Here is a 23,604-nt window from a genome sequence, read left to right on the forward strand (position 1 = left end):
AGGTTACTGACCATGAAAACCCCTCTCCCAGATTATTTGGCAAATGTGATAGAAGCCTGTGAGGTAGATAATAGCGGACATCTAGCTGACTATATTCCAGAGTTAGCAAATGCAAATCCAGATCGATTAGCTTTAGCCATGTCTACAGTAGATGGTGAAATTTATTCGATTGGAGATGATAATGTTGAATTCACCATCCAGTCGATTTCTAAACCATTCGTATACGCCTATGTTTTACAACAGCTTGGCATTGATGCAGTACTTGCGAAAGTAGGGGTAGAGCCTTCGGGGGAAGCCTTCAATGAAATTTCATTGGGTAAAGATGGTCGTCCGAAAAACCCGATGATTAACTCTGGCGCAATTACTGTACATTCCTTGATTCAGGTCAAGCATGGTTTACATAGTGCAGAAATTCTACGCCGTTTTATGAGCGAGCTTGCAGGCCGCGAATTAAGTTTTGATGAGTCTGTTTATGATTCGGAAGTCAAAACAGCCTACCGTAATCTTTCGATCGGTTATATGTTGCGGACTGTCGGAATTTTAGAAACTGACCCTGTAGATATCGTGAATGGTTACATTCGTCAATGTGCGATCATGGTTACGGTTAAAGATCTAGTCCGTATGGGCAGTGTACTTGCCAATGGCGGGGTCGACCCTAAAACTGGAAAGCGTTTGTTAAACCGATCTGTGGTTAGACAAGTACTCAGTGTCATGATGAGCTGTGGCATGTATGATGCCGCGGGTGACTGGCTGTCGACTGTAGGTATTCCTGCTAAGAGTGGCGTAGCAGGTGGTATTTTGGGTGTTCTACCAGGGCAGGTCAGTATTGCTGCTTTCTCTCCTCGTTTAGATGAGCATGGTCATAGTATTCGAGGTATCGATATTTTAGAGCGATTATCTCGTGACATGGGATTACATCTCATGGAAGGTACACCTTCTGCACAAACCATTGTACAAAGTCATTACCGCACAGGAAAAGACGCATCATTAAGTGTGTATGTACTTCGAGGTGTATTGAAATTTACCGAAGCTGAAATGTTGTTGCGCATTTTACAAGATGAGACAACTGATCAAAGCACAATCGTTATTGATTTAACTCAGATTTCACTGATCCACGATGTGGGTAAACGTATGTTCTTAGAAGGTGTAGATCGTCTGATTGATGATGGCCATACCCTTGTTTTAGTGGACCCTGAACAACGATTAGATCATGCCAGAACAGCGAAAGATCGTGAGTTGCATGTCTACCACGATTTTGATGATTTGCTCGAAAAGCATGAGATTCGCACTAAAAAAAAGACTTATAGCGACATCGCGGCACTTCTAAATTGCTGAGGTGTTTTTCCTAGGTGTCGCTTAAACATCGCACTGAACGCGCTGGGGTTTGTGTACCCCAGCGACTCTGAAACTTGAGCAATAGATTCACCATTCGCAATTTTACTTAACGCAAGTGCAATATGCATTTGCTGGACCCATGCCCGATACGATAGCCCTGTTTCTTTTTGGAACATGCGCATTAGGGTTCTAGAACTCGCACCAATCTCGTCAGCCCAATCTGTTAAGTCTTTTGAATGGTCAGGAGTATGTAATAACTCTTGGCAAATTTTTAATAACCGTTTGTCTTTCGGCCAAGGAATCTGGATAGGCAATAAATTGGCACGATGAATTTCTTCAAAAATCAAAATTTGTAAAGAACGGGAAAGTTCTTGAGATGTCGCTGTATTTGGCGTGTTTTCTCGCTCAATTTCATTTAAACGAATCAAAAGCTCATGCAACAGGTTGCTTACCCGAATAATAAAGCAATTCTGACCCATTAGAGCGGCTGCATTTACTTCAACCAACGCCGTATTTAACTTCACGTGACTTAGTGAAATCACACTGTGCTCGACATGAGCAGGAATCCATAAGGCACACATGGGCGGCACAATCCAGACATTGTTGGGTGTAAACACCTGAATGTTTCCTGTGGATGCATACAAAAACTGCGCACGTGTATGTGTATGGGTAGGGGTGATTTCTCGGTAAGAATGCTCAGAAGATAGTCCAATCACAAGTTCAGACAAATCAGACTGAATAAGAGAATCGGACATAAACTATCCTAAAAATTGTCACTTATACAATGATTATTGGAAGATAACTTTATAAGCGACAATTTACAATAAGCATCTTACTTAGAATATTGGAGTTTTTCAGGTATGACGTCTTCAATACAATTGAAAGATGGTATTGCCAATACCGTTGCAAATGATCAGCCTCAAGGAATGATTATTAAAATTGTAGGCGCCGTGGCGGTCGCACATTTACTGAATGATTTGATTCAAGCTGTGCTACCCGCTATTTATCCAATGCTAAAAGCAAACTTTTCGCTGAGTTTTGCTCAAGTTGGCCTGATTTCGTTTGTATATCAAATTACAGGTTCACTGCTTCAGCCTTGGATTGGACTTTATACCGATAAACATCCAAAACCGTATCTTCTACCACTCGGAATGATGGTCACATTCTGTGGCATTATCTTGTTGGCATTTTCACCAAGCTTTGCAGTGTTGTTGTGTGCATCTGCACTTATTGGGGTAGGCTCGGCAACTTTTCACCCTGAAGCTTCGCGGGTGGCACGAATGGCATCGGGTGGGCGCTTTGGTACGGCGCAGTCGACTTTTCAGGTGGGCGGAAATACGGGTACTGCCATTGGCCCGTTATTAGCAGCGTTACTAATTGTACCGTTTGGACAGCATGCAGTTGCGGGCTTAGTGATATTTGCACTTTTAGCGATTTGGGTTTTATTTGGGGTAAGCCGTTGGACGGTGAATCATGCTAAAAATCAGGTAGCTGCACGTGCAACTCAAGCACATACTAAATTGCATGGCCGTAAGCTGATCATTGCTTTGAGCACAATTAGTTTATTGATGTTTGCTAAATTTACCTACATTGCCAGCATTAGTAACTACTTTACTTTTTATCTTATTCAAAAGTTCCATATCAGCATCCAGACCGCCCAATTGCATTTATTTGCCTTTTTAGCAGCTGTTGCTTTAGGTACATTTGCTGGTGGCCCAATTGGTGACAAAATTGGCCGTAAAGCTGTTATCTGGGTTTCATTTGTTGGTATGGCGCCGTTTGCATTAATGATGCCGTATGCAAACTTATTTTGGACAACAGTTTTCTCAATTATTGCAGGTTTGGTGTTGTCGTCTGCTTTTGCTGCAATGGTGGTTTACGCACAAGAAGCTGTTCCGGGCCGTGTGGGTATGATTGCAGGTTTAATGTTTGGTCTTATGTTTGGGGTAAGTGGTATTGCCGCAGCAGGGTTAGGGCATTTAGCAGATGTTAATGGTATTGAGTGGGTATTTGGTTTATGTTCATTCTTGCCATTACTTGGGTTTGCCACCGCATTTTTACCAAACACAAAAGTTAAATAAATGAAAAGACTCTCAGTCATATTCGGCTGAGAGTCTTTTTAGATAACTATAGTTCCAAGTAAAAAGACTATTTCTGAATACCAAACTTAAATACGGTGACACTGTTATAAGTTTGATTTGGGTTCAAACGTGTAGAAGGGAAAGTTGGTTGATTCGGGCTATCTGGAAAGTGCTGCGTTTCTAATGCCAGCGCGTCTGCCTGTCGATAAAGCACCCCATTTGCGCCAACAATATTTCCTAATAAATGATTCGCTGTATACATTTGAATACTTGGTTCAGTGGTTAAGACTTGCATTGTTCGTTTAGATTTTGGATCAACCACATGAGCTGCAAGATTTAATTTCCCTTGAGACTTTTGATTAATTACCCAAGTTTGGTCATAGCCATATCCATAGGCCAATTGCTGATTATTCGCTCGAATATCTTTCACAATCGCCTTAGGCGTCCGAAAATCAAAAGGTGTACCTGCAACCGAAGCTATTTCACCTGTTGGTAAAGAGTTTTGATCGGTTACCAATATACGGTCTGCATTGAGTTGTACCACATGATCTAGTACACCATAAGGGTTATTGCCAGCGCCTGACAAATTGAAATAACTGTGGTTGGTTAGATTGACGACTGTAGGCTGATCAGTTTTGGCCTTATATTCAATTTGGAATTCATTTCGATCTGAAAGACTGTAGATCACTTCTACATCTAATTTTCCGGGAAAACCTTGATCTCCATTTGGACTAGTTAACTTCAGAGAAGCTTTAACGGTTTCACCTTTAGAAACGAGGGGCTTAACTTGCCAAATACGTTTATCAAAACCCGGATTACCGCTATGCAATGAATTCGGTCCATTATTCTTTTCAAGATTATACGTTTTTCCATCTAAGCTAAATTTAGCATTACCAATACGGTTAGCATAACGACCAATTAATCCGCCAAAATGAATCCCTTCCTTGGTATCAGTGACTTCATAGCCTTTTAGATCATCAAAGCCCAAAACGATATTGTTTTTTTTACCTTGTGCATCGGGAGTCAAAATCTGTGTAATTACACCACCGAAACTGATAAATGATACGGAGATACCATTGTTATTACTCATGGTGTATAGATCAACTTTTTGACCGTCTTGAGTTGTACCATATGGCTTTACATTTAATGTTGCTGCATTTGCAAGTTGTGCAAAGCTATAAATCGTAACACCTAAAATTGCTAATTTTTTCATGCTTATACTCTATTTTTTAATAGTAAGACTGGATGAATATAAGATTGATTTTTCATCTTTTTAAAGAAGTTTTTATTATAGATAGTGTTAATAACAATGGAGCTGTTAATGCTAAATATTGAAAAAACTGGTTCAATTTACGCTTATAAAGAAATTAATCTTATGAGCAAAATTCGACGGTAAGTTATTTTTATGAATCATCCCGACTCGGTTTTAAAATTTTCGCTTGGTCTTAATGGCTTATCATTTGATATAAACAACCAACACGTTCAACTCCAACAAGGCTTAGGGTTTATTAATTCAAAAAGTATTCGTCATGGCATTGTTGATGAGCTTGCTATCGAAAAGATGATTTATCTTATTGAGGAAATCATCGAGTCTCAGCCACTTAGAAATTTAAATATAAGTAGTGTAGCTGTTACGTCTGATGCTGCTATGACACAACTCAGTGATTTATTTTTTAGTACTAGAAAGCAAATCAGCCGTATCGAGCTTGAGCATGGATTCAATGATTTTATTGAGCGTTTAAGCTACTACACAAGCCAAGTAGCTCCAGATCAGCTTTATGTTTTTACCTACTTTGTATTTGTTCGAGAGATGATGCATCACTTAAGAGTTAAGGAAATTCAAATCGTTTAAGAAATGACTTTCTCAATCTGCCAACTCATCATGAATCCAGTTTAAAAATAGCTCAATTTTAGGAATAAATTGATGTGTTCGCGGATACACCAAATGATGAGCAGAAATAGGAATTGATAGCTCATCTGCGAAAACTCTAACCAACTTTCCAGATTCTAAGTAATTTTGAGTGAGTAAATTACTTTCCAAAACAAATCCTAGTCCGTGTGTGGCTGCCTCAAGTGACATATAAGAGCGGTCAAAACTCAAAGTGTAGGGAAACTCAGGAATACTTAGACCCTGATGGGCAAACCATTGTGGCCAAGTAACCAAGGTTGAGCGCGATAAAATCAGTTCTTTTTTTAATAAATCTTGAGGTTTATTTACTGGACTACGTTCAAGTAGTTTGGGGGATGCAAGTACTTCTAGCTTTTCATTACGAATCGTTCTGATTTCTACGCCTGTCCAGTTGGGCAAACCATGACGGATATCAATGTCAATCTTGTCACGGGTAAAGTGCAAATTTTCATATGAACATGACAAGTTGACCTGAATCATTGGGAACTTTTCTTTAAATGATTCAAGGCGTGGCAATAACCAAAGCAAACCAAAACTTGGAGATGAATGAATGTATAAACTGTCTTTCGGGCTTTTATCGGCAGCTTTTTCAGTGGCTAACATCAGGTTATGCAAAATGGTCGTGACATCTTGAAAATAGCGTTCGCCAGAAGGAGTCAGCGTCACACCACGGGCACCACGAATAAATAAACTCTGCCCAATCATTTCTTCAAGCTTAGCAATTTGGTGACTCACTGCTGATGGCGTGAGATTTAAATTCTCGGCTGCCTTGGCAACATTGCCGAAACGGGCGGTTTGTTCAAAAGCCTGTAATGTTTTAATTGAAGGCATCTGATTGAAATTGTTTTCACTGCTATCCATGAAATGATCCGTTTTTATCCCTAAAAGTTATTTAAAAATAGCATAGGCATGAATTTTTTTCATGCCTTGTTGAATTCGAGCTGATTGCTGGTCTTGGTAAAAAAAGAGATTCTAAGTCAGAACTCAGGATATAAAGCGTAAAAGAGGATTGAACATGTTACTACAAGGAAAAGTGGCATTAATTACCGGTGCAGCATCAGAACGTGGAATTGGGCGAGCAACTGCAGAAATCTTTGCACAACAAGGTGCTAAAGTCATTATTGTTGATTTAGATCTTACTCAAAGCCAAAACGCGGCAAAGGCAATTGGTGAAGGACATTTAGGTCTTGCTGCAAATGTTGCAAATGAAGAACAGGTCAAAGCAGCTGTTGAACAAGCACTACAGCACTACGGCAAGATTGATATTTTAATTAACAATGCAGGGATTACTCAGCCAGTTAAAACACTCGATATTCAGCGCAATGACTATGACCGTATTTTAGATGTTAGCCTGCGCGGAACACTGATTATGTCTCAAGCTGTTATTCCATCCATGAAAGCAAATGGTGGTGGAAGCATTGTGTGCTTATCTTCAGTTTCAGCGCAACGCGGCGGTGGTATTTTTGGCGGGCCACATTATAGCGCTGCCAAAGCAGGGGTATTAGGTCTGGCAAAAGCGATGGCTCGTGAGTTTGGTCCCGACCAAATTCGTGTAAATTCACTTACTCCGGGTCTAATCCATACTGATATTACTGGCGGTTTAATGAATGATGACCGCCGTCACGACATTCTTGCTGGTATTCCACTAGGGCGTTTAGGCAAAGCGCAAGACGTTGCAAATGCAGCATTATTTTTGGCAAGTGATCTGTCAGCTTACTTAACTGGCGTAACACTCGATGTAAATGGTGGCATGCTGATTCATTAAGGCTTGTCATTTAAAAACTAAAAATAGAATGATGGTCACAAGAGGATACTGTGGCCAAATGTAAAGGGATTCGCATGATGGATACAGTATTTTCATCTGAAGTAGATACGGTGGTTCGTAAATCTGCCTATCGAAAAATTGCATTTCGGCTCATGCCATTTTTAATGCTTTGTTATTTTTGTGCCTATTTAGATCGAGTAAATGTGGGTTTTGCCAAGCTCCAGATGATGAGCGATTTACAGTTTAGTGAAGCTGTATATGGGTTAGGCGCAGGGATTTTCTTTATTGGTTATTTTCTTTGTGAAGTACCAAGCAACATCGTACTCCATAAGGTAGGGGCAAGACGTTGGATTGCCCGTATCATGATTACTTGGGGCATTTTGTCAGGTTGTTTTGCCTTTGTTCAAACCGAATGGCAATTTTACACCTTACGTTTTCTGCTCGGTGTTGCTGAAGCTGGTTTGGCTCCGGGCTTGTTGCTTTACCTCACTTATTGGTTCCCGTCTTACCGCCGTGCACGTATGACAGTTCTTTGGTTTATCGCGATTCCAATTTCGGGAATGATTGGTGGGCCACTTTCAGGCTTAATCATGGACCGAATGAGCGGTGTACATGGTTGGTTTGGCTGGCAGTGGATGTTTCTTATTGAAGCCATTCCTACTGTACTTGTTGGCCTATTGGTACTCGCTGTTTTAAAAGATTCAGTTCAAGACGCCAACTGGTTAACCCAAGATGAAAAAAACTTGGTGAAGCAAGAGCTTGCTCAAGATAACCAGCACAAAGAAGGTCATGCGAGCGTTAAAGAGTTTGTCGCAGATAAACGCTTATGGTTACTGGCGGGCATCTATTTTTGTGTAGTGATGGGCCAATACGCTATTACCTTTTGGCTACCAACTCTTATTCGCAACTCAGGCATTAGTGACAACTGGCATATCGGTTTGCTCACCAGCCTGCCTTATATGTGTGCCATTGTGGTAATGATTTTGGCAGGGCGTAGCGGTGATCATTTTCAAGAACGCCGCTGGCACTTAATTATCCCGATGTGTGCAGGCGCTATAGCACTCACATTTGCGACCTTATTCGCTTCAAATCTAACGCTCTCTTTAATTTGCCTTTGCATCGCAGCTTCAGGTGTGCTGACGGCATCTTCTTTATTCTGGATGTTACCGACCAACTTTTTAGGTGGTGTTTCCGCAGCGGCAGGTATTGCCGCAGTTAATAGCTTCGCCAACCTCGCAGGCTTCTGCTCGCCTTATTTAATTGGTTGGATCACCACCAACACTGGTTCAAATGCAATCGGCATGTTCTTAATCACAGCAGTATTAATTTTCGGTGCCAGTCTGGTTCTGCGTGTTCCAGCAAAACTGGTCAATCGTTAATAAGGAAATAGTAAATGACAATGTTAAATGTTGATAAAGCAGGCCAAATTGCCGAGTTGCAACAACGTGCCTACCACATTCGCCAACATGCTTTACGTATGGGGCAAGTACAAGGTCAAGGTTATGTCGGACAAGCTTTAGGTGCCGCAGATCTACTGGCCGTATCTTATTTCCATGCAATGAAATATCAGCCAGAAAACCCTGAGTGGGAAGGCCGTGACCGTTTTTATCTTTCTATTGGGCACTATGCGATTGCACTTTATGCAGCCTTAATTGAAGCAAAAATTATCCCGCTTGAAGAACTTGAAACTTATGGAGCTGATGACAGTCGTCTACCAATGTCGGGCATGGCTTCATATACACCGGGCATGGAAATTACAGGTGGCTCATTGGGTCATGGTCTTGGAATTGCAGTCGGTGCATGTCTAGGGCTGAAACAGAAAAAGTCGGATGCTTTTGTCTATAACTTACTGTCCGATGGAGAGCTAAATGAAGGCTCAACATGGGAAGCCGTGATGTCTGCTTCGCATTGGAAACTAGATAACTTGATTGCGATTATTGATGTGAATAATCAGCAGGCAGATGGGCACTCAAGCGAAATTTTAGCGTTTGAGCCGATTGTAGACCGTTGGCAGTCTTTTGGTTGGTACACGCAGCGCGTAGATGGCAACGATATGGAAGCTTTGCTTGAGGCATTTGATCAAGCACGAAACCATGAGGGAGTATGCCCACGCGTCATTATTTGTGACACCAAAATGGGTAAAGGCGTGTCGTTTTTAGAAAGCCGCGAAAAAACACACTTCATTCGTGTTGATGAACATGAATGGGATGACGCTTTAAATATTTTGACCCACTACGGACAGTAAGGAATACACCATGAGCCAGTTAGCCAATCCTCCTAAGAAAAAACTAACCACTTCGGCAATGATTGCTTCTATTGCTGCCGAGGGACAACCGACCAAACCTGCACCATTTGGACATGCACTGAATGCCTTGGCAAACGAGCGTGACGATATTGTGGGGTTGTCAGCAGATTTATCCAAATACACTGACCTACATATTTTTGCTAAAGAAAATCCAGACAAATTTTTCCAAATGGGTATGGCAGAACAACTTTTGATGAGTGCAGCAGCAGGACTTGCTCGTGAAGGATTTGTTCCTTTTGCAACAACTTATGCCGTATTTGCATCACGCCGTGCCTACGATTTTATTTGTATGGCAATTGCGGAAGATAACCTGAATGTCAAAATTGTAGCAGCTCTTCCGGGATTAACCACAGGCTACGGCCCAAGTCATCAGGCAACGGATGATATTGCGATTTTTCGTGCAATGCCGAACCTCATGATCATTGACCCTTGTGATGCCTTGGAAATCGAACAAGCGATTCCTCAAATTGCCGCTCATAATGGTCCTGTATATATGCGTCTATTGCGTGGGCAGGTTCCATTAGTACTCGATAAATACAATTACCAGTTTAAATTGGGTAAGGCACAGGTGATTAAGCCGGGTAAAGACTTACTCATCATTTCGACTGGCTTATTGACCATGCGTGCACTTGAGGCAGCCGAAGAGCTTGAAAAAGAGGGCATTGAGGTTTCAGTGTTGCATGTGCCTACAATTAAACCTTTAGATGAACAAACTATTTTGGATGAAGTCGCTAAAGGTGGCCGACCTGTTTTAACTGCTGAAAATCACTCAGTCATTGGTGGGTTAGGGGAAGCTGTCGGGTCATTACTTCTAAGAAATGGACAACATCTCCGTTTTGACATGATTGGTTTACCAGATGCATTTTTAGATGCAGGAGCATTACCAACTTTGCATGATCGCTATGGTATTTCAACTCAAGCAGTTAAAGATAAGATTAAGGCACATTTGAAGTAAAAAGATTAAATTTTCAAATTGAAAAGGGCGTGATGGAATTTCCTTCACGCCCTCTTTTTTAAACAGGGTTATTTAAAAACTTAAACAATCGAATCATCTAAATTCGGCCCTAACCAGCGTTTTGCCTCATCAAGTGTCCAACCTTTACGTTTTGCATAATCTTCAAGTTGGTCTTGAGAGATTTTGCCCACGTTAAAATATTCACTTTGTGGATGAGAATAATAAAAACCACTGACTGAAGATGGTGGCATCATTGCAAAGTGTTCAGTCAGTTTAGTGCCGATTTTGTCGGTAGAGCCTAACCAGTCAAACAACACTGCTTTTTCAGAGTGCTCTGGGCAAGCTGGGTAACCCGGTGCAGGGCGAATACCGACATATTTCTCTTTAATCAGCTCTTCATTGCTAAGCTGTTCATCAGCTTTATAGCCCCAGAACTCTTTACGAATGCGTTCATGTAAGTGTTCTGCAAAAGCTTCAGCAAAACGGTCAGCTAATGATTGAACTAAAATTGCAGAGTAGTCATCACCTTTGGCTTTGTATTCATTTGCCAATTCTTCTGCACCAAAAATCGATACAGTGAATCCGCCTAAGTAATCTTGTTGCTCACGGTCAGCGCGAATGTAATCTGCCAAAGACAAGTTTGGTTTACCTGTGACTTTGTCAGATTGTTGACGTAAGTGTTCAAAAGTATGTGTAACATTTTGACCCGCTTCATCAAATACACTCACTGTGTCAGCATCTGTGCGCTGAGCAGGGAACATACCAAATACAGCACGTGCATCAAAAAGGTTGTTGTCGATAATATCTTTCAACATTGCTTGAGCTTGGTTGTACAAATCTGTTGCAGCTTCACCAACCACTTCATCTTCTAAAATTTTCGGGAACTTACCTGCCAAGCTCCAAGAAATGAAGAATGGTGTCCAGTCAAAATATTCTACAAGTGTTGCAAGTGGGTAATTGGTTAAGACCTGTGTTCCCAAAAGATTTGGTTTTGCGGGAACATAACTCTCATCAATTTTAAAGCCATTTTTAACAGACTCTGCATAAGTCAGCTTGGCAGCTTTAGGCTGTTTGTTAGCTAAGCGTTCACGAATTTTGACATATTCAGCACGGTGCTCTGCAATAAAGTTTCCACGCATTTCTTTTGAAAGCAGGGTAGTTGCAACACCCACCGCACGTGATGCATCGGCAACATAAATCACCGCATCGTTTTGGTACTGAGGATCAATTTTTACTGCTGTATGTGCTTTTGAAGTTGTTGCACCACCAATCAATAAAGGAATGTTAAAACCTTTACGTTGCATCTCTTTTGCAACAAATACCATTTCATCTAAAGATGGGGTAATCAGACCTGATAACCCGATGATGTCACATTTTTCATCAATTGCAGTTTGTAAGATTTTCTCGCAAGGCACCATCACGCCAAGGTCAACAATGTCGTAACCATTACAGCCCAGTACAACACCCACAATATTTTTACCAATATCGTGCACGTCGCCCTTAACCGTTGCCATCAGGACTTTACCTTTAGATTGGCTACCTGTTTTTTCAGCTTCAATGTACGGGTTGAGCCAAGCCACAGCTTGCTTCATAACACGTGCAGATTTCACAACCTGTGGTAAGAACATTTTGCCTGAACCGAACAAGTCACCAACAACGTTCATACCGTCCATCAAAGCGCCTTCGATTACATCTAAAGGACGTTTGGCTTTTAGACGGGCTTCTTCGGTATCTTCATCGATGTATGTGGTAATACCTTTGACTAATGCGTATTCAAGACGTTTTTCTACAGGTTCGTTACGCCATTCAAGGTTTTCTGCTTCGCGTTGAGCACCACTATGTCCACGGAACTTTTCAGCCACTTCAAGTAGTTTTTCGGTCGCAAGTTGACCAGATTCACCTTGGTTCTGGTTTAAAACAACATCTTCAACTGCATCTTTGAGTTCTTTTGGAATATCGTCATAAATGGCCATTTGACCAGCATTTACAATACCCATAGTCATGCCTTGTTTAATGGCATGGTACAAGAACACAGAGTGAATCGCTTCACGAACAGGCTCATTTCCACGGAACGAGAACGAAACGTTCGATACACCGCCAGAAATCATGGCATGAGGTAAGTTCTGTTTAATCCAACCTGTGGCTTCAATAAAATCGACGCCATAGTTATTGTGTTCTTCAATACCAGTTGCCACCGCAAACACGTTCGGGTCAAAAATAATATCTTCAGCAGGGAAGCCTACATCGTTAACCAAAACGTCATAAGAACGTTTACAGATTTCGCGTTTACGCTCAGCAGTGTCGGCCTGACCAGTTTCATCAAAGGCCATCACAATAATTGCAGCACCATATTGGCGACACAGGCGAGCTTTTTCGACAAACTCGTCATAACCTTCTTTTAACGAAATCGAGTTAACAACAGGTTTACCTTGTACACATTTTAAGCCTGCTTCAATGATTTCCCATTTTGATGAGTCAATCATGATTGGCACACGTGAAATATCTGGCTCAGAGGCCACAAGGTTTAGGAAATGTACCATCGCATTTTGCGAATCGAGCATCCCTTCATCCATATTAATGTCGATAATCTGAGCACCAGCTTCCACTTGTTGCTGTGCAACTTCTAAAGCTTCGGCAAAGTTTTCTTCACGAATTAAGCGTAAGAATTTTTTTGAACCAGTAACGTTAGTACGTTCACCCACGTTAACGAACAATGAGTCATCATAAATATTAAATGGTTCTAAACCACTTAAGCGGCAAGCTGGCTTAGTTTCAGGAATTTGACGTGGTGCAATGTCTTTTACAGCATTTGCAATAGCACGAATATGGTCTGGTGTCGTACCACAGCAACCGCCGGTAATATTGATTAAACCACTTTCTGCAAATTCTTTTAAGAAAGCAGCAGTTTGTTCTGGTGTTTCATCATATTCACCAAAAGCATTTGGTAAGCCAGCATTTGGATGAGCAGAAATAAATGTATCAGCAACATCAGACACGGTTTTAACATGAGGACGCATGGCATCTGCACCAAGGGCACAGTTGAAGCCAATTGAAAGTAAGTCACCATGGCGTACAGAGTTCCAAAACGCTTCAGCAGTTTGACCTGTTAAGGTACGACCTGAGGCATCGGTAATGGTCCCTGAAATCATGAGTGGTAATTCATGACCAATTTGCTTAAAGACTTCTTTCACCGCAAAAATTGCAGCTTTACAGTTTAATGTATCAAAAACGGTTTCAATCAGAATGATATCTGCACCGCCTTCAATCAGCGCATGAGTTGCCTCAATATAGTTTTCTTTTAGCTCATCAAAAGTGATGTTACGAAAGGCAGGGTCATTTACATTAGGCGAAATTGAACAGGTACGCGATGTTGGACCGAGTACACCTGCTACAAAACGCGGTTTATCTGGAGTCGAATATTTTTCACAAGCTGCTTTAGCTAAACGTGCTGCTTCACGGTTAATCTCTGGAACAAGATCTTCCATGTGGTAGTCAGACATTGAAACACGCGTGCCGTTAAAGCTGTTGGTTTCAATAATGTCTGCGCCTGCATCAAGATAAGCTTCATGAATACCTTGAATGATTTCGGGTTGAGTTAGCACAAGAAGGTCATTGTTACCTTTTAAGTCATGTGCCCAATCAGCAAAACGCTCACCACGGTAGTCGGCTTCTTCTAATTTATGGCGTTGAATCATGGTACCCATTGCACCATCAATAATTAGAATGCGTTTAGCAAGAAGCGCTTTTAGGGTGGCAAGCGTAGACATAGAAAACCCCGATCTTTTATATGAATTTAAAAATGCGGCGCTATTGTAACAGAATAGTTGCGCATTTGATGAGCTATAACGACCCGTCATTCACTTGTAATAGATTCATTAAAAAACGGCTTTTATGACAAATGAAGACTGTTTTTTCATCAAATATTCATAAAATGATCATGATATTGAAATATTTCATCTCCAATATTCCGTTTTATGACAATTGTGCTGTTTAAAAAACAAGCATTCGAGTGATTTTTTATATATTTTTGCTTTAAAAATAGTCATAAATAAGGAAGATGTAAATTGATTTAAATTATTGTATTTTAATAAAAAAATAAATTTTATAGAGGAAAGGTGCATCAAATGAGGTCAAAATATGAAAAATTGACTTCATCAGGCGCTGCTTTGTCATATAATTGTCATAATTTAATTTAAGAATACAGAGGATTTTTTTATCCTCTTACCGTCTGCATGAATTCTAATCTACCCCCTGTTTCGGATTCAAAACTTGCGGCAAACCTGCAAGTCAAATCGACGAATGTGCATGTCCCGACACCTAAGTTTTTTATGCCGGTGTTTCTGACGATTATTGTTGCAACACTTATTTATATTGGATTTCAGGTGAGTGCTGATTTAGCACATGTACCACCTTTGAGTCTTTATTCGGTTATCCTTTTATCTACTGCACTCTTGATTGCTTTAGGCTTTGAGTTTGTAAATGGCTTCCACGATACTGCAAATGCAGTAGCAACAGTGATTTACACCAATGCTTTACCTGCACCAGTTGCAGTCATGTGGGCAGGTTTTTGTAATTTTCTTGGGGTAATGGTTGCAAGCGGCGCAGTCGCTTACGGCATTATTGCATTGTTGCCTGTTGAACTGATTATGAACATGGGTAGCGGTGCAGGTTTCGCAATGGTTTTTGCGCTCCTTATTGCTGCAATTCTCTGGAACTTAGGTACTTGGTTCTTGGGTATTCCTGCTTCTAGTTCTCATACCTTGATTGGTTCAATCTTGGGTGTGGGCATTATGAACCATCTGTTGAGTGCATCGACTGGCGTAACCACCAGTGGTGTTGATATGGATCAGGTGATTAAAGTCGGTAAGGCATTATTATTTTCGCCTTTAATTGGTTTTGCTTTTGCAGCGATTGTTTTCTTGTTGGTTAAAACTGTTTTTAAACGCCAATTAGAATTATTCCAACCGCCAGAAGGTAATAAACCACCACCAGCAATCATTCGTGCAATTTTAATCTTTACCTGTACAGGTGTAAGTTTTGCACATGGTTCTAATGACGGTCAAAAAGGTATGGGTCTCATCATGCTGATTTTGGTTGGTCTGGTGCCGTTGGCTTATTCATTAAATAAAAACCTTGATACACAACAAGTTCAATCATTCCATCAGCTTTCTTCTCAAACTGCCGTATTTTTGAATCAAAATCAGCCAGAATTAACCGATGAAAAAGCGCGTGTTATTCTGACTAAATATATTCAAACTAAAGAGCAAACTCCAGAAGTAGTGCCTGCATTGGCAAGCATGACTGACCACTTGGGTGAGCGAGTTTCTAGCTATAACAACTTAAAAGACATTCCAGAAGCTGCAATTAGCGAAATTCGTAATGACATGTATTTAAGTACAACCTCGTTTAAGCGTTTGGATAAAGCGAATGCATTACCAAAAATGGATCAGTCACAAGAAAAACTTGTGAAAGAATACCGTAGTAGCTTAGATTCATTCTTACAATACATTCCAACTTGGGTGAAAGTAGCAGTTGCTTTGGCACTTGGCTTAGGCACCATGGTAGGTTGGAAACGTATTGTTGTGACTGTAGGTGAGCGTATTGGTAAGCATCATATGACTTATGGTCAGGGGATGTCTGCTGAGCTTGTAGCAATGAGTACAATTGCAGCTGCTGACGGTTTAGGTATGCCTGTTTCAACAACACACGTTTTAAATAGTGCTGTTGCAGGTACCATGGTCGCGAATAGATCAGGCTTAAACTTCAATACAGTTAAAACAATTTTATCTGCATGGGTATTTACACTTCCTGCAACAATCTGTTTATCAGGCGGTTTGTACTGGTTATTCTTACAGTTTGTATAAAAGCATTTAAAACATTAAAGCCACTGTACACAGTGGCTTTTTTATTTGTTTCTTTTTTAAGTTCAGTCTATTTTCATGTACATTCAATTATAAATTAACAAGTCGTTATAAGGCGTCAAACAGCTTTAAAAGCTGGGCTTAAAACTTTGATATCAGGATAGATTATGGATGCTGTTAAAATAGATCAGCTAAAACAACAATTCCCACTTATTGAGACACTGCAAGCCTATCAAGAGATATTTTGGTTTACACCTCATCGCTATCCTTTAATAGAGGCTTTAGAAAAAGTTGGACTCACAGCAGACGATGTAAGTGACGCGGAAGCAAGACTAGCGCGTTTCGCACCTTATTTAGCAAAAGTGTTTCCTGAAACTCAAGCACAACATGGAAAAATTGAATCAGATATCGTTGAAATTGCGAACATGAAACAAGCACTTTCTTCAACACAAAAAGTGCAACTGAGTGGAGCATTCTGGCTAAAAAAAGATAGTCATTTACCTATTTCTGGTTCAATTAAAGCGCGTGGTGGTATTTATGAAGTCTTGGCTCACGCTGAAAAATTGGCGATTGAGGCAGGGCTTCTCAAGTTTGAAGACGATTACACTAAACTCGACCAAGACGCATTTCGAACGTTTTTTTCTAAGTATCAAATTGCAGTAGGTTCTACAGGTAACTTAGGGCTTTCTATCGGCATTATGAGCGCCAAACTGGGTTTTAGAGTCACAGTCCATATGTCTGCCGATGCGAGACAGTGGAAGAAAGACAAACTACGTTCACTAGGCGTCAATGTTGTGGAATATGCCAGTGACTATGGCGTAGCGGTTGAAGAGGGAAGAAAAGCCGCAGAGCAAGACCCACACTGTTTTTTCATTGATGATGAAAACTCAAAAACATTATTTTTAGGCTATGCAGTTGCAGGAATACGCCTAAAACAGCAATTTAAGCAAAAACAGATTAAAGTTGATGCTGAACAACCATTATTTGTTTATTTGCCGTGCGGCGTCGGTGGTGGCCCAGGTGGCGTGAGTTTTGGGTTGAAACTGGCTTTTGGTGAGCACGTACATTGTATTTTTGCTGAACCCACACATTCGCCTTGCATGTTACTTGGTGTACACACTGGTTTGCATGATCAAATTTCCGTGAATGATATTGGCCTCGATAACGTAACTGCCGCAGATGGGCTTGCAGTAGGACGTGCTTCAGGTTTTGTTGGACGTGCTATGCAACAGTTAATTGATGGCTATTACACCATTAACGATGAACGTTTGTATGAACTAATAGCACTTCTAAATCAAACTGAAAATATTCAGCTTGAGCCTTCTGCTGTGGCAGGAATGATGGGTCCATATTATGTTCAGACGAGTCCTGATTATTTGGCTTTACATCAACTATCAGCTGATAAATTAAAACAGGCAAATCATGTGGTATGGGCGACAGGAGGCGGTATGGTTCCACCTGTTGAAATGCAAAAATATCTATCACACTTTCAAAATAAATAGAAAAACTCAGAAAAAAGCCCAATTCTAGAATTGGGCTTTAATTAAATTATTTTCTAGATGATTTTCCAAAAGGTAGTTTTTCGGTTGCAAAGCCATAGATTGCAGCAAAAGGCAGGGCAGTTCTTGCTAAATAAGCAACACGCCATAAGCCGCCGTGATTAGCACCTTCCATCATGAGTTCAAGCGGATGGTCTAGTTCAGTTTCAGGATTTGCCACAGAAGACTCATTTCTTAAGTCATGAATCCAGAGTGCCGCCATAATGGCATTGGTCGTTTCAGGGCTAAATGCTTCTACATCAAAAAGCTCTGCACCATTAAAAGCTGCTTTCAATAATGGATTTTTAGTCACAGAGTGAGTCGTTGTAGATGGAGCAATATTAATACTTACGTGTTGCCCTTGATGACGGGCCAAAATAGCACGCCATTGTTGAATGCGTTTTGCCAAAGCATAGTTTGGGCCTTGTTCAACCACTAGACAGTCGGCAATACCATAAGTTTTTCCATTTTCACAATCAATCAGGTCTTGATATGGCGCTTGGAAAAAACGATTTAAGGAAAGTGTAGAAACACCTTTCACCGCCATTTTTTGTAGTTTTGTGCGTGATTTAAATTTTTGTTGTGCAGCTTTTGCTACTTCTTTAGGAACTGCATAAACATCGGTTGGCGTACACATAAACATAAGGCTCGTATCAGACTTATGCTCGCTCACATATTGCATAATGCTATCCATTGCCATGGATACACGAACATGCTTTTCACCATCTAAATAGGCGATTGCGGCCAAATCTAACTTTTGTGGAAACTGAACTAGCCACTGTGCAATTTCTGGTAATTGAGTCAATAAATTTGCACCCAATTTATCTCTTAATTCAGAAACTTTTGCTGATGAATCAACTTGTTCAACGCTTGGAGCAATCAGAGTTGCGTTTCCTTTTTGAATCGTATGTAAAATTTTGCCCCAGACACGTGGGTTTGGTAAGTCGACAGCAATAATATTCGCTTTCCACTTCGCTAACCAAGGTAGAGGACCAGCTTCTGAAGCCGCACCAAACAACACCATGGTACGGTCAGATAAATCAAACCATTCTGGGTGTGCAGTAGCTTCACGCAAAGCTTTTGCATGACTTGGTTCAATAATACCGGCCTCTTCCCAACTTTGAATTTGGTCTAGTAAGCTTTGTCCACTGAGCTTTTGCCCTTTGTAAGGAACATACCATTCTGGAGCTGCATCACTTTCACCTTTAAGTTTTACTGTATGAAGGGGTGTAGATGAAGCAATATGAACTGCATCTTTTAAAAGATAATGTTTACTATCACGGTAATAGTCAAAAATATGGTGAGCTTTATGCAAACCTTGCTTAGCAATAGTAATTGGGTTGCTACTATTTGAAATTCCTTGCTTAACAAGCGCTTTAAAATAAATAGGGTAGTTTTTTCGCCAGTTTTTTTCATTCAACACTTGTTGCGCGGTTTTATTATCTACAACAGATAAAGCCTCTGACAAAATCTCTTGGCCTGTAAGAGATGTGCTTTGTTTTTTTGTTGAGGCATGTACTGGAAATTGTAGACCTTCGACTTGACTTGTGCTGGACATAAAATATCTCGTTATAAGACTGGGTTAATATACAGATGTATACATTATCTATGCCAATGAAAGGAAACGAGTGGCAATAACTGACAAAATAATATTGAATATTTATGTGATGAAACTTGAAAGAGCGATTTATTATGATAAATCCATCTCATTTTGGCCTTAATTTTTTTCACATTTTTAGAACATTTTTATAGACTTACGTTACATAAATGATTATTTTGTATTAAGCAAATACATCAGTTTTAACCTGAAGGTAAAATGTTCAAAATGTATCAATAATACAGATGCAGAAATGATTAAAAACTAGACTTTTTTCTTAAAGGATAAGAGAAGTCAGACGGAATAAGAAAGAATTGGGGTGAAACTAGATAGAAGACAACGTAAGATTGTCTTTTAAAAATCTTGGGGATATGGTGATTTTTTTACACCATAATTTTCTAGTTTCATCCCATCTATTTTTGGGTTGGAACCCACTATTTTTGTACTCAGCTTATCATTCAATCAAACTCTATTTCTTTAACGTAACTTCAAAATTACTTTAAGAATGGAGTGATTCTAACAGCGTCCTTTTTTAGCTTGTCCTGGTGGGCAAAAGTCTCCCGGATGATTGTGATAAGGTGAATCTGGATCAATCACAATACTACCTTCAGGTGTATGGACTGCACAGGCTGATAGTGACATTGTGAAAATTGCTGCTGCACAAAGAAGTAAAGTTTTCATCTTGTTCTCACTTTTTTATCATTCTCACTTGTACTATAAAAACATTTTGATTATTTTTCGATCTAATTTTGGTTAAAAAACATCTTTAATAAATCTAATTAAGAAGAAATTAAGGAGACCGTAAAATAGTTCGAAATCCAACATGCGTTGCAGCTAAATCAAAATCCTGAGGGTAGCGGCTACTGCTACGATAACGGGAACAATAATTTTGTGCACAAAGAAAAGATCCGCCTTTAATTACATACTCAGTACTCGCAATTTGTTGTTGTCTTAAATCAGAATAATTTCCCATATGTTGGTCATGAGCACCTTGATACGGAGAAGATGTCCATTCCCATACATTTCCAATCGTATCAAATAGTTTGAAATTATTTGCCGCAAAACATCCAACGGGTGCTACATCTTTAAAGTGATCTTGATTTAGGTTTTGAAAAGGGAATTCACCTTGCCAGTAATTTGCTTGTGGATGTTGGTGTTCATCGGTAGGCGCTTGATGTAAGGGCGTATCAGTTTTTGAGTTGGCTTTAGCTGCATATTCCCATTCTAGTTCCGTTGGTAAATCATGTCCGAGCCAGACTGCATAATGTTCAGCATCATTTTTACTCACATATCGCACAGGCTCATTCGAATTGGCTACAGCACCATTACTGCCATTGGGGGTTTTCCATGTATACCCTGATTTTAACTGCCACCATTGCTGTGGATGTTGAGGGTCTGGTGAAAAAACAGCAGCCTGCTTTTGTTTTTCGGCATCGGTAATGTAACCCGTTGCTTTTACGAAACTTGCAAATTGAGCAACGGTAACTTCAGTCTGATCAATCCAGAATCCTTTGACTTCTCGTTGTTTTTTTCCAAAATTAAGTTCATCGGGATAGGCTTTCTCAGAACCAAAATTAAAATTCCCATCGGCAATTAAAACCATTCCAGCTGTAGGCAGTTTGAGCCAACCTTGAGGTAGTCCAGAGTAGTTTTTACACTTTTCAATAGAACCTAGGTCAGCTAAAGACGTCGGCTGTTGATGCGAGGGTGCTGATTCAGAAACTTTTGAAGATTGGCTACAGCCTGTCATAAAAGACAGGCTGATTGCGGTAACTAAAAATAGTTTTAATCTCATTTGGCGTTATATTCCTGCACACCATTTTTCTCAGTATATTTTTGATAAACTGATAATAGTTCTTGAACTTTTGCTGGGTAAAGCTGTGCAACATTGTGATTTTCTCCACGATCAGTGGCAATGTTATACAACTCCCAAGTGCCTGTGCCTAACTCAGGGCGTCCTTGAACTGCAATTTTCCATTCACCTTGTTTTGCATATTTGCTGCCATGTAATTCATCGGCAAAACTAAAATTAACAGGGCGAATAGTAGTGGTTTTATTTTCAAGTAAAGGCTTCCATGAAATCCCTGATGGCGTATTAATGGTTCGACCATTGTATTGGCCTTGAGGTACTGGAATATGAGCATATTCTAATAAGGTTGGGAAAACATCGAGTACAGATGCAAAGCTATTATTGGTTTCTTCTGCTTTTTTCTGGTTCGGTAATTTCACAATAGCAGGAGCAGTAGTTGCACCTTCACCAGCTGTATCTTTCCATAAGTGGAAAGGTGCCGCACTGACCTCGGCCCAACGTGGTCCAATATAGTGATATGAAGATGGTGTTCCCACATTTGCTACAGAGTTATCAAAACCAGATTCACTACCATATCCGCCACGTACAAAACCTTCAGCACCGTTATCGGAAACAAAGAAAATTAAAGTGTTGTCATAAAGATTATTTTGTTTGAGGTATTGAATAATGCGGCCGACGTTAGCATCGAGGTTTTCTACCATGCCTGCGTAGATTTCCATTTTACGGGCTTCGAGTGCCTTTTGCTCGGCTGTTAACTCATACCATTTTCCATATTTTTGTGGGGCATTTTGTGTTGCAATGGGTTCCGCTGCCTCAAAGTTTGCAGGGATAATTCCAAGCTGTTTTTGCTTAGCAATACGTGCGTTACGTATAGCATCGTAACCGACATCATAAATTCCGCGATATTTTTCACGGTATTCAGTAGGTGCTTGAATTGGCCAGTGGGGCGCCGTATAGGCAGCATAAGCAAAGAACGGTTTGCCACTATTTTTGCCTGAGTCTAAGTAGCTTAGTAATTTATCGGTAAAATAATTTGTCGAGAAAAAGTCATCAGGCAAAGTTGAAACAGGAATAACCTGACCATCTTCTGTATAAGTTGAATTTCGTTTAAACGCACTTGGCGCTTGCTTAAAGTGGTGATCTAAACCTTGTAATAAAGTAAATGAATGATCGAAACCTTTTGCATATGCATTGGTTTCTGGAGTTAGCCCTAAATGCCATTTACCACTAATGTACGTGCGGTAACCATTATCTTTAAGTACTTGTGCGATAGATAGAGAGTGTTCATTTAAATATCCCTCGTAGCCTGGTTGTCCTTTCAAATGTTCTGGTGTGAGTTCAGCCATTGCTCCAATACCAGCTAAATGATGATCAGTACCAGAAATGAGTTGAGAGCGTGTCGGAGAACAGGTCGGGGCAGTATGATAATCTGTTAAAAGGCGGCCTTCTTGAGCCAAACTATCAATATTAGGCGTGTGAATTTCACCACCAAAAGCCCCTAAATCTGAATAGCCTAAGTCATCAGCCATAATAAATAAGATATTCGGTTGCTTAGGTGTGCTTACAACATTTTCTTGATTATCGTTGTCATTACATCCAGCTAAAGATAAGCTAAATAAAGCAATGGAAAGGCTAGATAAAATTGCTTTGTACTTCATTGTATCATCTGAATTATTAAAAGAATTGGCATGAGTTTAATCAGATGGTTTTTGCAATCAAAACAACGAATTGATCAAAGAAAATCAGAAAAAAGACTGAGAATTTATAGTGATAAATTAATGAGAAAAAAAGAAAAGCCCACAACGGGCCTTTCTTTAATTTATTTTGTTTAGAAAGGAAGGCGAGTAAGTTGGTCTAAGAAATGCGGAATCACTTTTGGTTCAAGTAAAATTGTTACGATGATTCCGTAAGCCGCACCCCATAAATGAGCACTATGATTAATATGGCTATTACCACGTTTACCAGCCCAAATACTGTATGCCACATATAAAATTGCAAAAATAATAGCGGGTACAGGAATGAAAAATACGAAAATCAGCTTCCACGGCTGGAATAGGATATAAGCAAATAACACTGCCGAAACAGCACCTGAGGCTCCTAGGCTTGCCCAGTTCGCATCATTTTTATGCTGTAAATAGCTCGGTAAAATCGCGAAGATTAGGCCCCCTAAGTAAAACAACACAAAACCCATGTCGTAGAAATATTGGCGATAAAAACTTTCAATAATACTGCCAAAGAAAAACAGGGTAATCATGTTGAAAAGTAGATGTGTTCCATCGGCATGGATAAAGCCATGAGTAATGAAGCGATCAATCTGTCCACGTTGCATTGCAGGTGGCCAAAAAATCAGCCGGTTCATCACGTTTTGGTTGCTAAAAGCAATTAAAGAGATAATGACCGTAATAATAATAAGAGTAACTGTATGGTTAAATGGCAAATGCAACATAA

Annotated in this window: 18 protein-coding genes; 9 read left to right on the forward strand and 9 right to left on the reverse strand. The window is 40.1% G+C overall.

Annotated elements, in window-relative coordinates:
• Positions 1 to 12 precede the first annotated feature (12 nt).
• Positions 13 to 1,335 carry a glutaminase gene (locus ACS125_RS08830; RefSeq protein ID WP_174759344.1) on the forward strand — a complete coding sequence of 441 codons (1,323 nt, stop codon included), beginning with the start codon at positions 13 to 15 and terminating at the stop codon, positions 1,333 to 1,335.
• On the opposite strand, the gene ACS125_RS08835 is transcribed toward ACS125_RS08830, so the two are convergent.
• Positions 1,302 to 2,090, reverse strand: a complete 789-nt coding sequence (locus ACS125_RS08835; protein WP_443271592.1) for an AraC family transcriptional regulator — start codon at positions 2,088 to 2,090, stop codon at positions 1,302 to 1,304. The two genes, ACS125_RS08830 and ACS125_RS08835, sit on opposite strands and share 34 nt — an antisense overlap.
• Positions 2,091 to 2,195: 105 nt before the next feature.
• Here ACS125_RS08835 and ACS125_RS08840 point away from each other — a divergent pair, with 105 nt between their 5' ends.
• On the forward strand, positions 2,196 to 3,416 hold the full coding sequence (locus tag ACS125_RS08840) for an MFS transporter (protein WP_443271594.1): 1,221 nt from the start codon (positions 2,196 to 2,198) through the stop codon (positions 3,414 to 3,416).
• 67 nt (positions 3,417 to 3,483) lie between these two features.
• On the opposite strand, the gene ACS125_RS08845 is transcribed toward ACS125_RS08840, so the two are convergent.
• Entirely contained in the window at positions 3,484 to 4,629 is a 1,146-nt protein-coding gene (locus ACS125_RS08845; RefSeq protein ID WP_443271596.1) for an aldose epimerase family protein, read from the reverse strand.
• 192 nt (positions 4,630 to 4,821) lie between these two features.
• Here ACS125_RS08845 and ACS125_RS08850 point away from each other — a divergent pair, with 192 nt between their 5' ends.
• A complete protein-coding gene (locus ACS125_RS08850; RefSeq protein ID WP_443271598.1) occupies positions 4,822 to 5,268 on the forward strand; it encodes a hypothetical protein in 447 nt (148 codons plus the stop codon).
• Positions 5,269 to 5,280: 12 nt separating this feature from the next.
• On the opposite strand, the gene ACS125_RS08855 is transcribed toward ACS125_RS08850, so the two are convergent.
• On the reverse strand, positions 5,281 to 6,156 hold the full coding sequence (locus ACS125_RS08855; RefSeq protein ID WP_081399678.1) for a LysR substrate-binding domain-containing protein: 876 nt from the start codon (positions 6,154 to 6,156) through the stop codon (positions 5,281 to 5,283).
• A 184-nt stretch (positions 6,157 to 6,340) separates the two neighbouring features.
• On the opposite strand from ACS125_RS08855, the gene ACS125_RS08860 reads away from it, so the two are divergent.
• From ACS125_RS08860 to ACS125_RS08875, 4 genes are all read left to right on the forward strand, one after another.
• Positions 6,341 to 7,090, forward strand: a complete 750-nt coding sequence (locus ACS125_RS08860; RefSeq protein WP_004794009.1) for an SDR family NAD(P)-dependent oxidoreductase — start codon at positions 6,341 to 6,343, stop codon at positions 7,088 to 7,090.
• A 77-nt stretch (positions 7,091 to 7,167) separates the two neighbouring features.
• On the forward strand, positions 7,168 to 8,469 hold the full coding sequence (locus tag ACS125_RS08865) for an MFS transporter (protein ID WP_034596344.1): 1,302 nt from the start codon (positions 7,168 to 7,170) through the stop codon (positions 8,467 to 8,469).
• Between the two features lie 20 nt (positions 8,470 to 8,489).
• On the forward strand, positions 8,490 to 9,335 hold the full coding sequence (locus ACS125_RS08870; RefSeq protein WP_443273946.1) for a transketolase: 846 nt from the start codon (positions 8,490 to 8,492) through the stop codon (positions 9,333 to 9,335).
• A 10-nt stretch (positions 9,336 to 9,345) separates the two neighbouring features.
• Positions 9,346 to 10,350 (forward strand): transketolase family protein, encoded by a 1,005-nt coding sequence (locus ACS125_RS08875; protein ID WP_443271601.1) that lies wholly within the window; start codon positions 9,346 to 9,348, stop codon positions 10,348 to 10,350.
• An 80-nt stretch (positions 10,351 to 10,430) separates the two neighbouring features.
• Here ACS125_RS08875 and metH read toward each other — a convergent pair whose 3' ends face one another.
• Entirely contained in the window at positions 10,431 to 14,117 is a 3,687-nt protein-coding gene (gene metH, locus ACS125_RS08880; protein ID WP_440202734.1) for a methionine synthase, read from the reverse strand.
• A 465-nt stretch (positions 14,118 to 14,582) separates the two neighbouring features.
• On the opposite strand from metH, the gene ACS125_RS08885 reads away from it, so the two are divergent.
• Positions 14,583 to 16,214, forward strand: coding sequence for an inorganic phosphate transporter (locus ACS125_RS08885; RefSeq protein ID WP_004794004.1), 1,632 nt, complete (start codon positions 14,583 to 14,585; stop codon positions 16,212 to 16,214).
• A 164-nt stretch (positions 16,215 to 16,378) separates the two neighbouring features.
• Complete coding sequence (locus ACS125_RS08890; protein WP_443271604.1) at positions 16,379 to 17,713, forward strand: D-serine ammonia-lyase; 1,335 nt, start codon at positions 16,379 to 16,381, stop codon at positions 17,711 to 17,713.
• A 46-nt stretch (positions 17,714 to 17,759) separates the two neighbouring features.
• Here ACS125_RS08890 and ACS125_RS08895 read toward each other — a convergent pair whose 3' ends face one another.
• From ACS125_RS08895 to ACS125_RS08915, 5 genes are all read right to left on the reverse strand, one after another.
• Complete coding sequence (locus ACS125_RS08895; protein WP_174741456.1) at positions 17,760 to 19,307, reverse strand: hypothetical protein; 1,548 nt, start codon at positions 19,305 to 19,307, stop codon at positions 17,760 to 17,762.
• A gap of 555 nt (positions 19,308 to 19,862) precedes the next feature.
• Positions 19,863 to 20,027 carry a hypothetical protein gene (locus tag ACS125_RS08900; RefSeq protein ID WP_004793999.1) on the reverse strand — a complete coding sequence of 55 codons (165 nt, stop codon included), beginning with the start codon at positions 20,025 to 20,027 and terminating at the stop codon, positions 19,863 to 19,865.
• Between the two features lie 109 nt (positions 20,028 to 20,136).
• A complete protein-coding gene (locus ACS125_RS08905; RefSeq protein WP_443271607.1) occupies positions 20,137 to 21,141 on the reverse strand; it encodes an SUMF1/EgtB/PvdO family nonheme iron enzyme in 1,005 nt (334 codons plus the stop codon).
• A complete protein-coding gene (locus ACS125_RS08910) occupies positions 21,138 to 22,814 on the reverse strand; it encodes an arylsulfatase (protein ID WP_443271609.1) in 1,677 nt (558 codons plus the stop codon). The genes ACS125_RS08905 and ACS125_RS08910 overlap by 4 nt, the downstream gene beginning before the upstream one ends.
• A 170-nt stretch (positions 22,815 to 22,984) precedes the next feature.
• On the reverse strand, positions 22,985 to 23,602 hold the full coding sequence (locus tag ACS125_RS08915; RefSeq protein WP_013198625.1) for a rhomboid family intramembrane serine protease: 618 nt from the start codon (positions 23,600 to 23,602) through the stop codon (positions 22,985 to 22,987).
• Between the last annotated feature and the right edge of the window lie 2 nt (positions 23,603 to 23,604).

Origin of the sequence: Acinetobacter sp. PFS20 (assembly GCF_052261015.1) — a bacterium.
Classification (GTDB): Bacteria; Pseudomonadota; Gammaproteobacteria; order Pseudomonadales; family Moraxellaceae; genus Acinetobacter.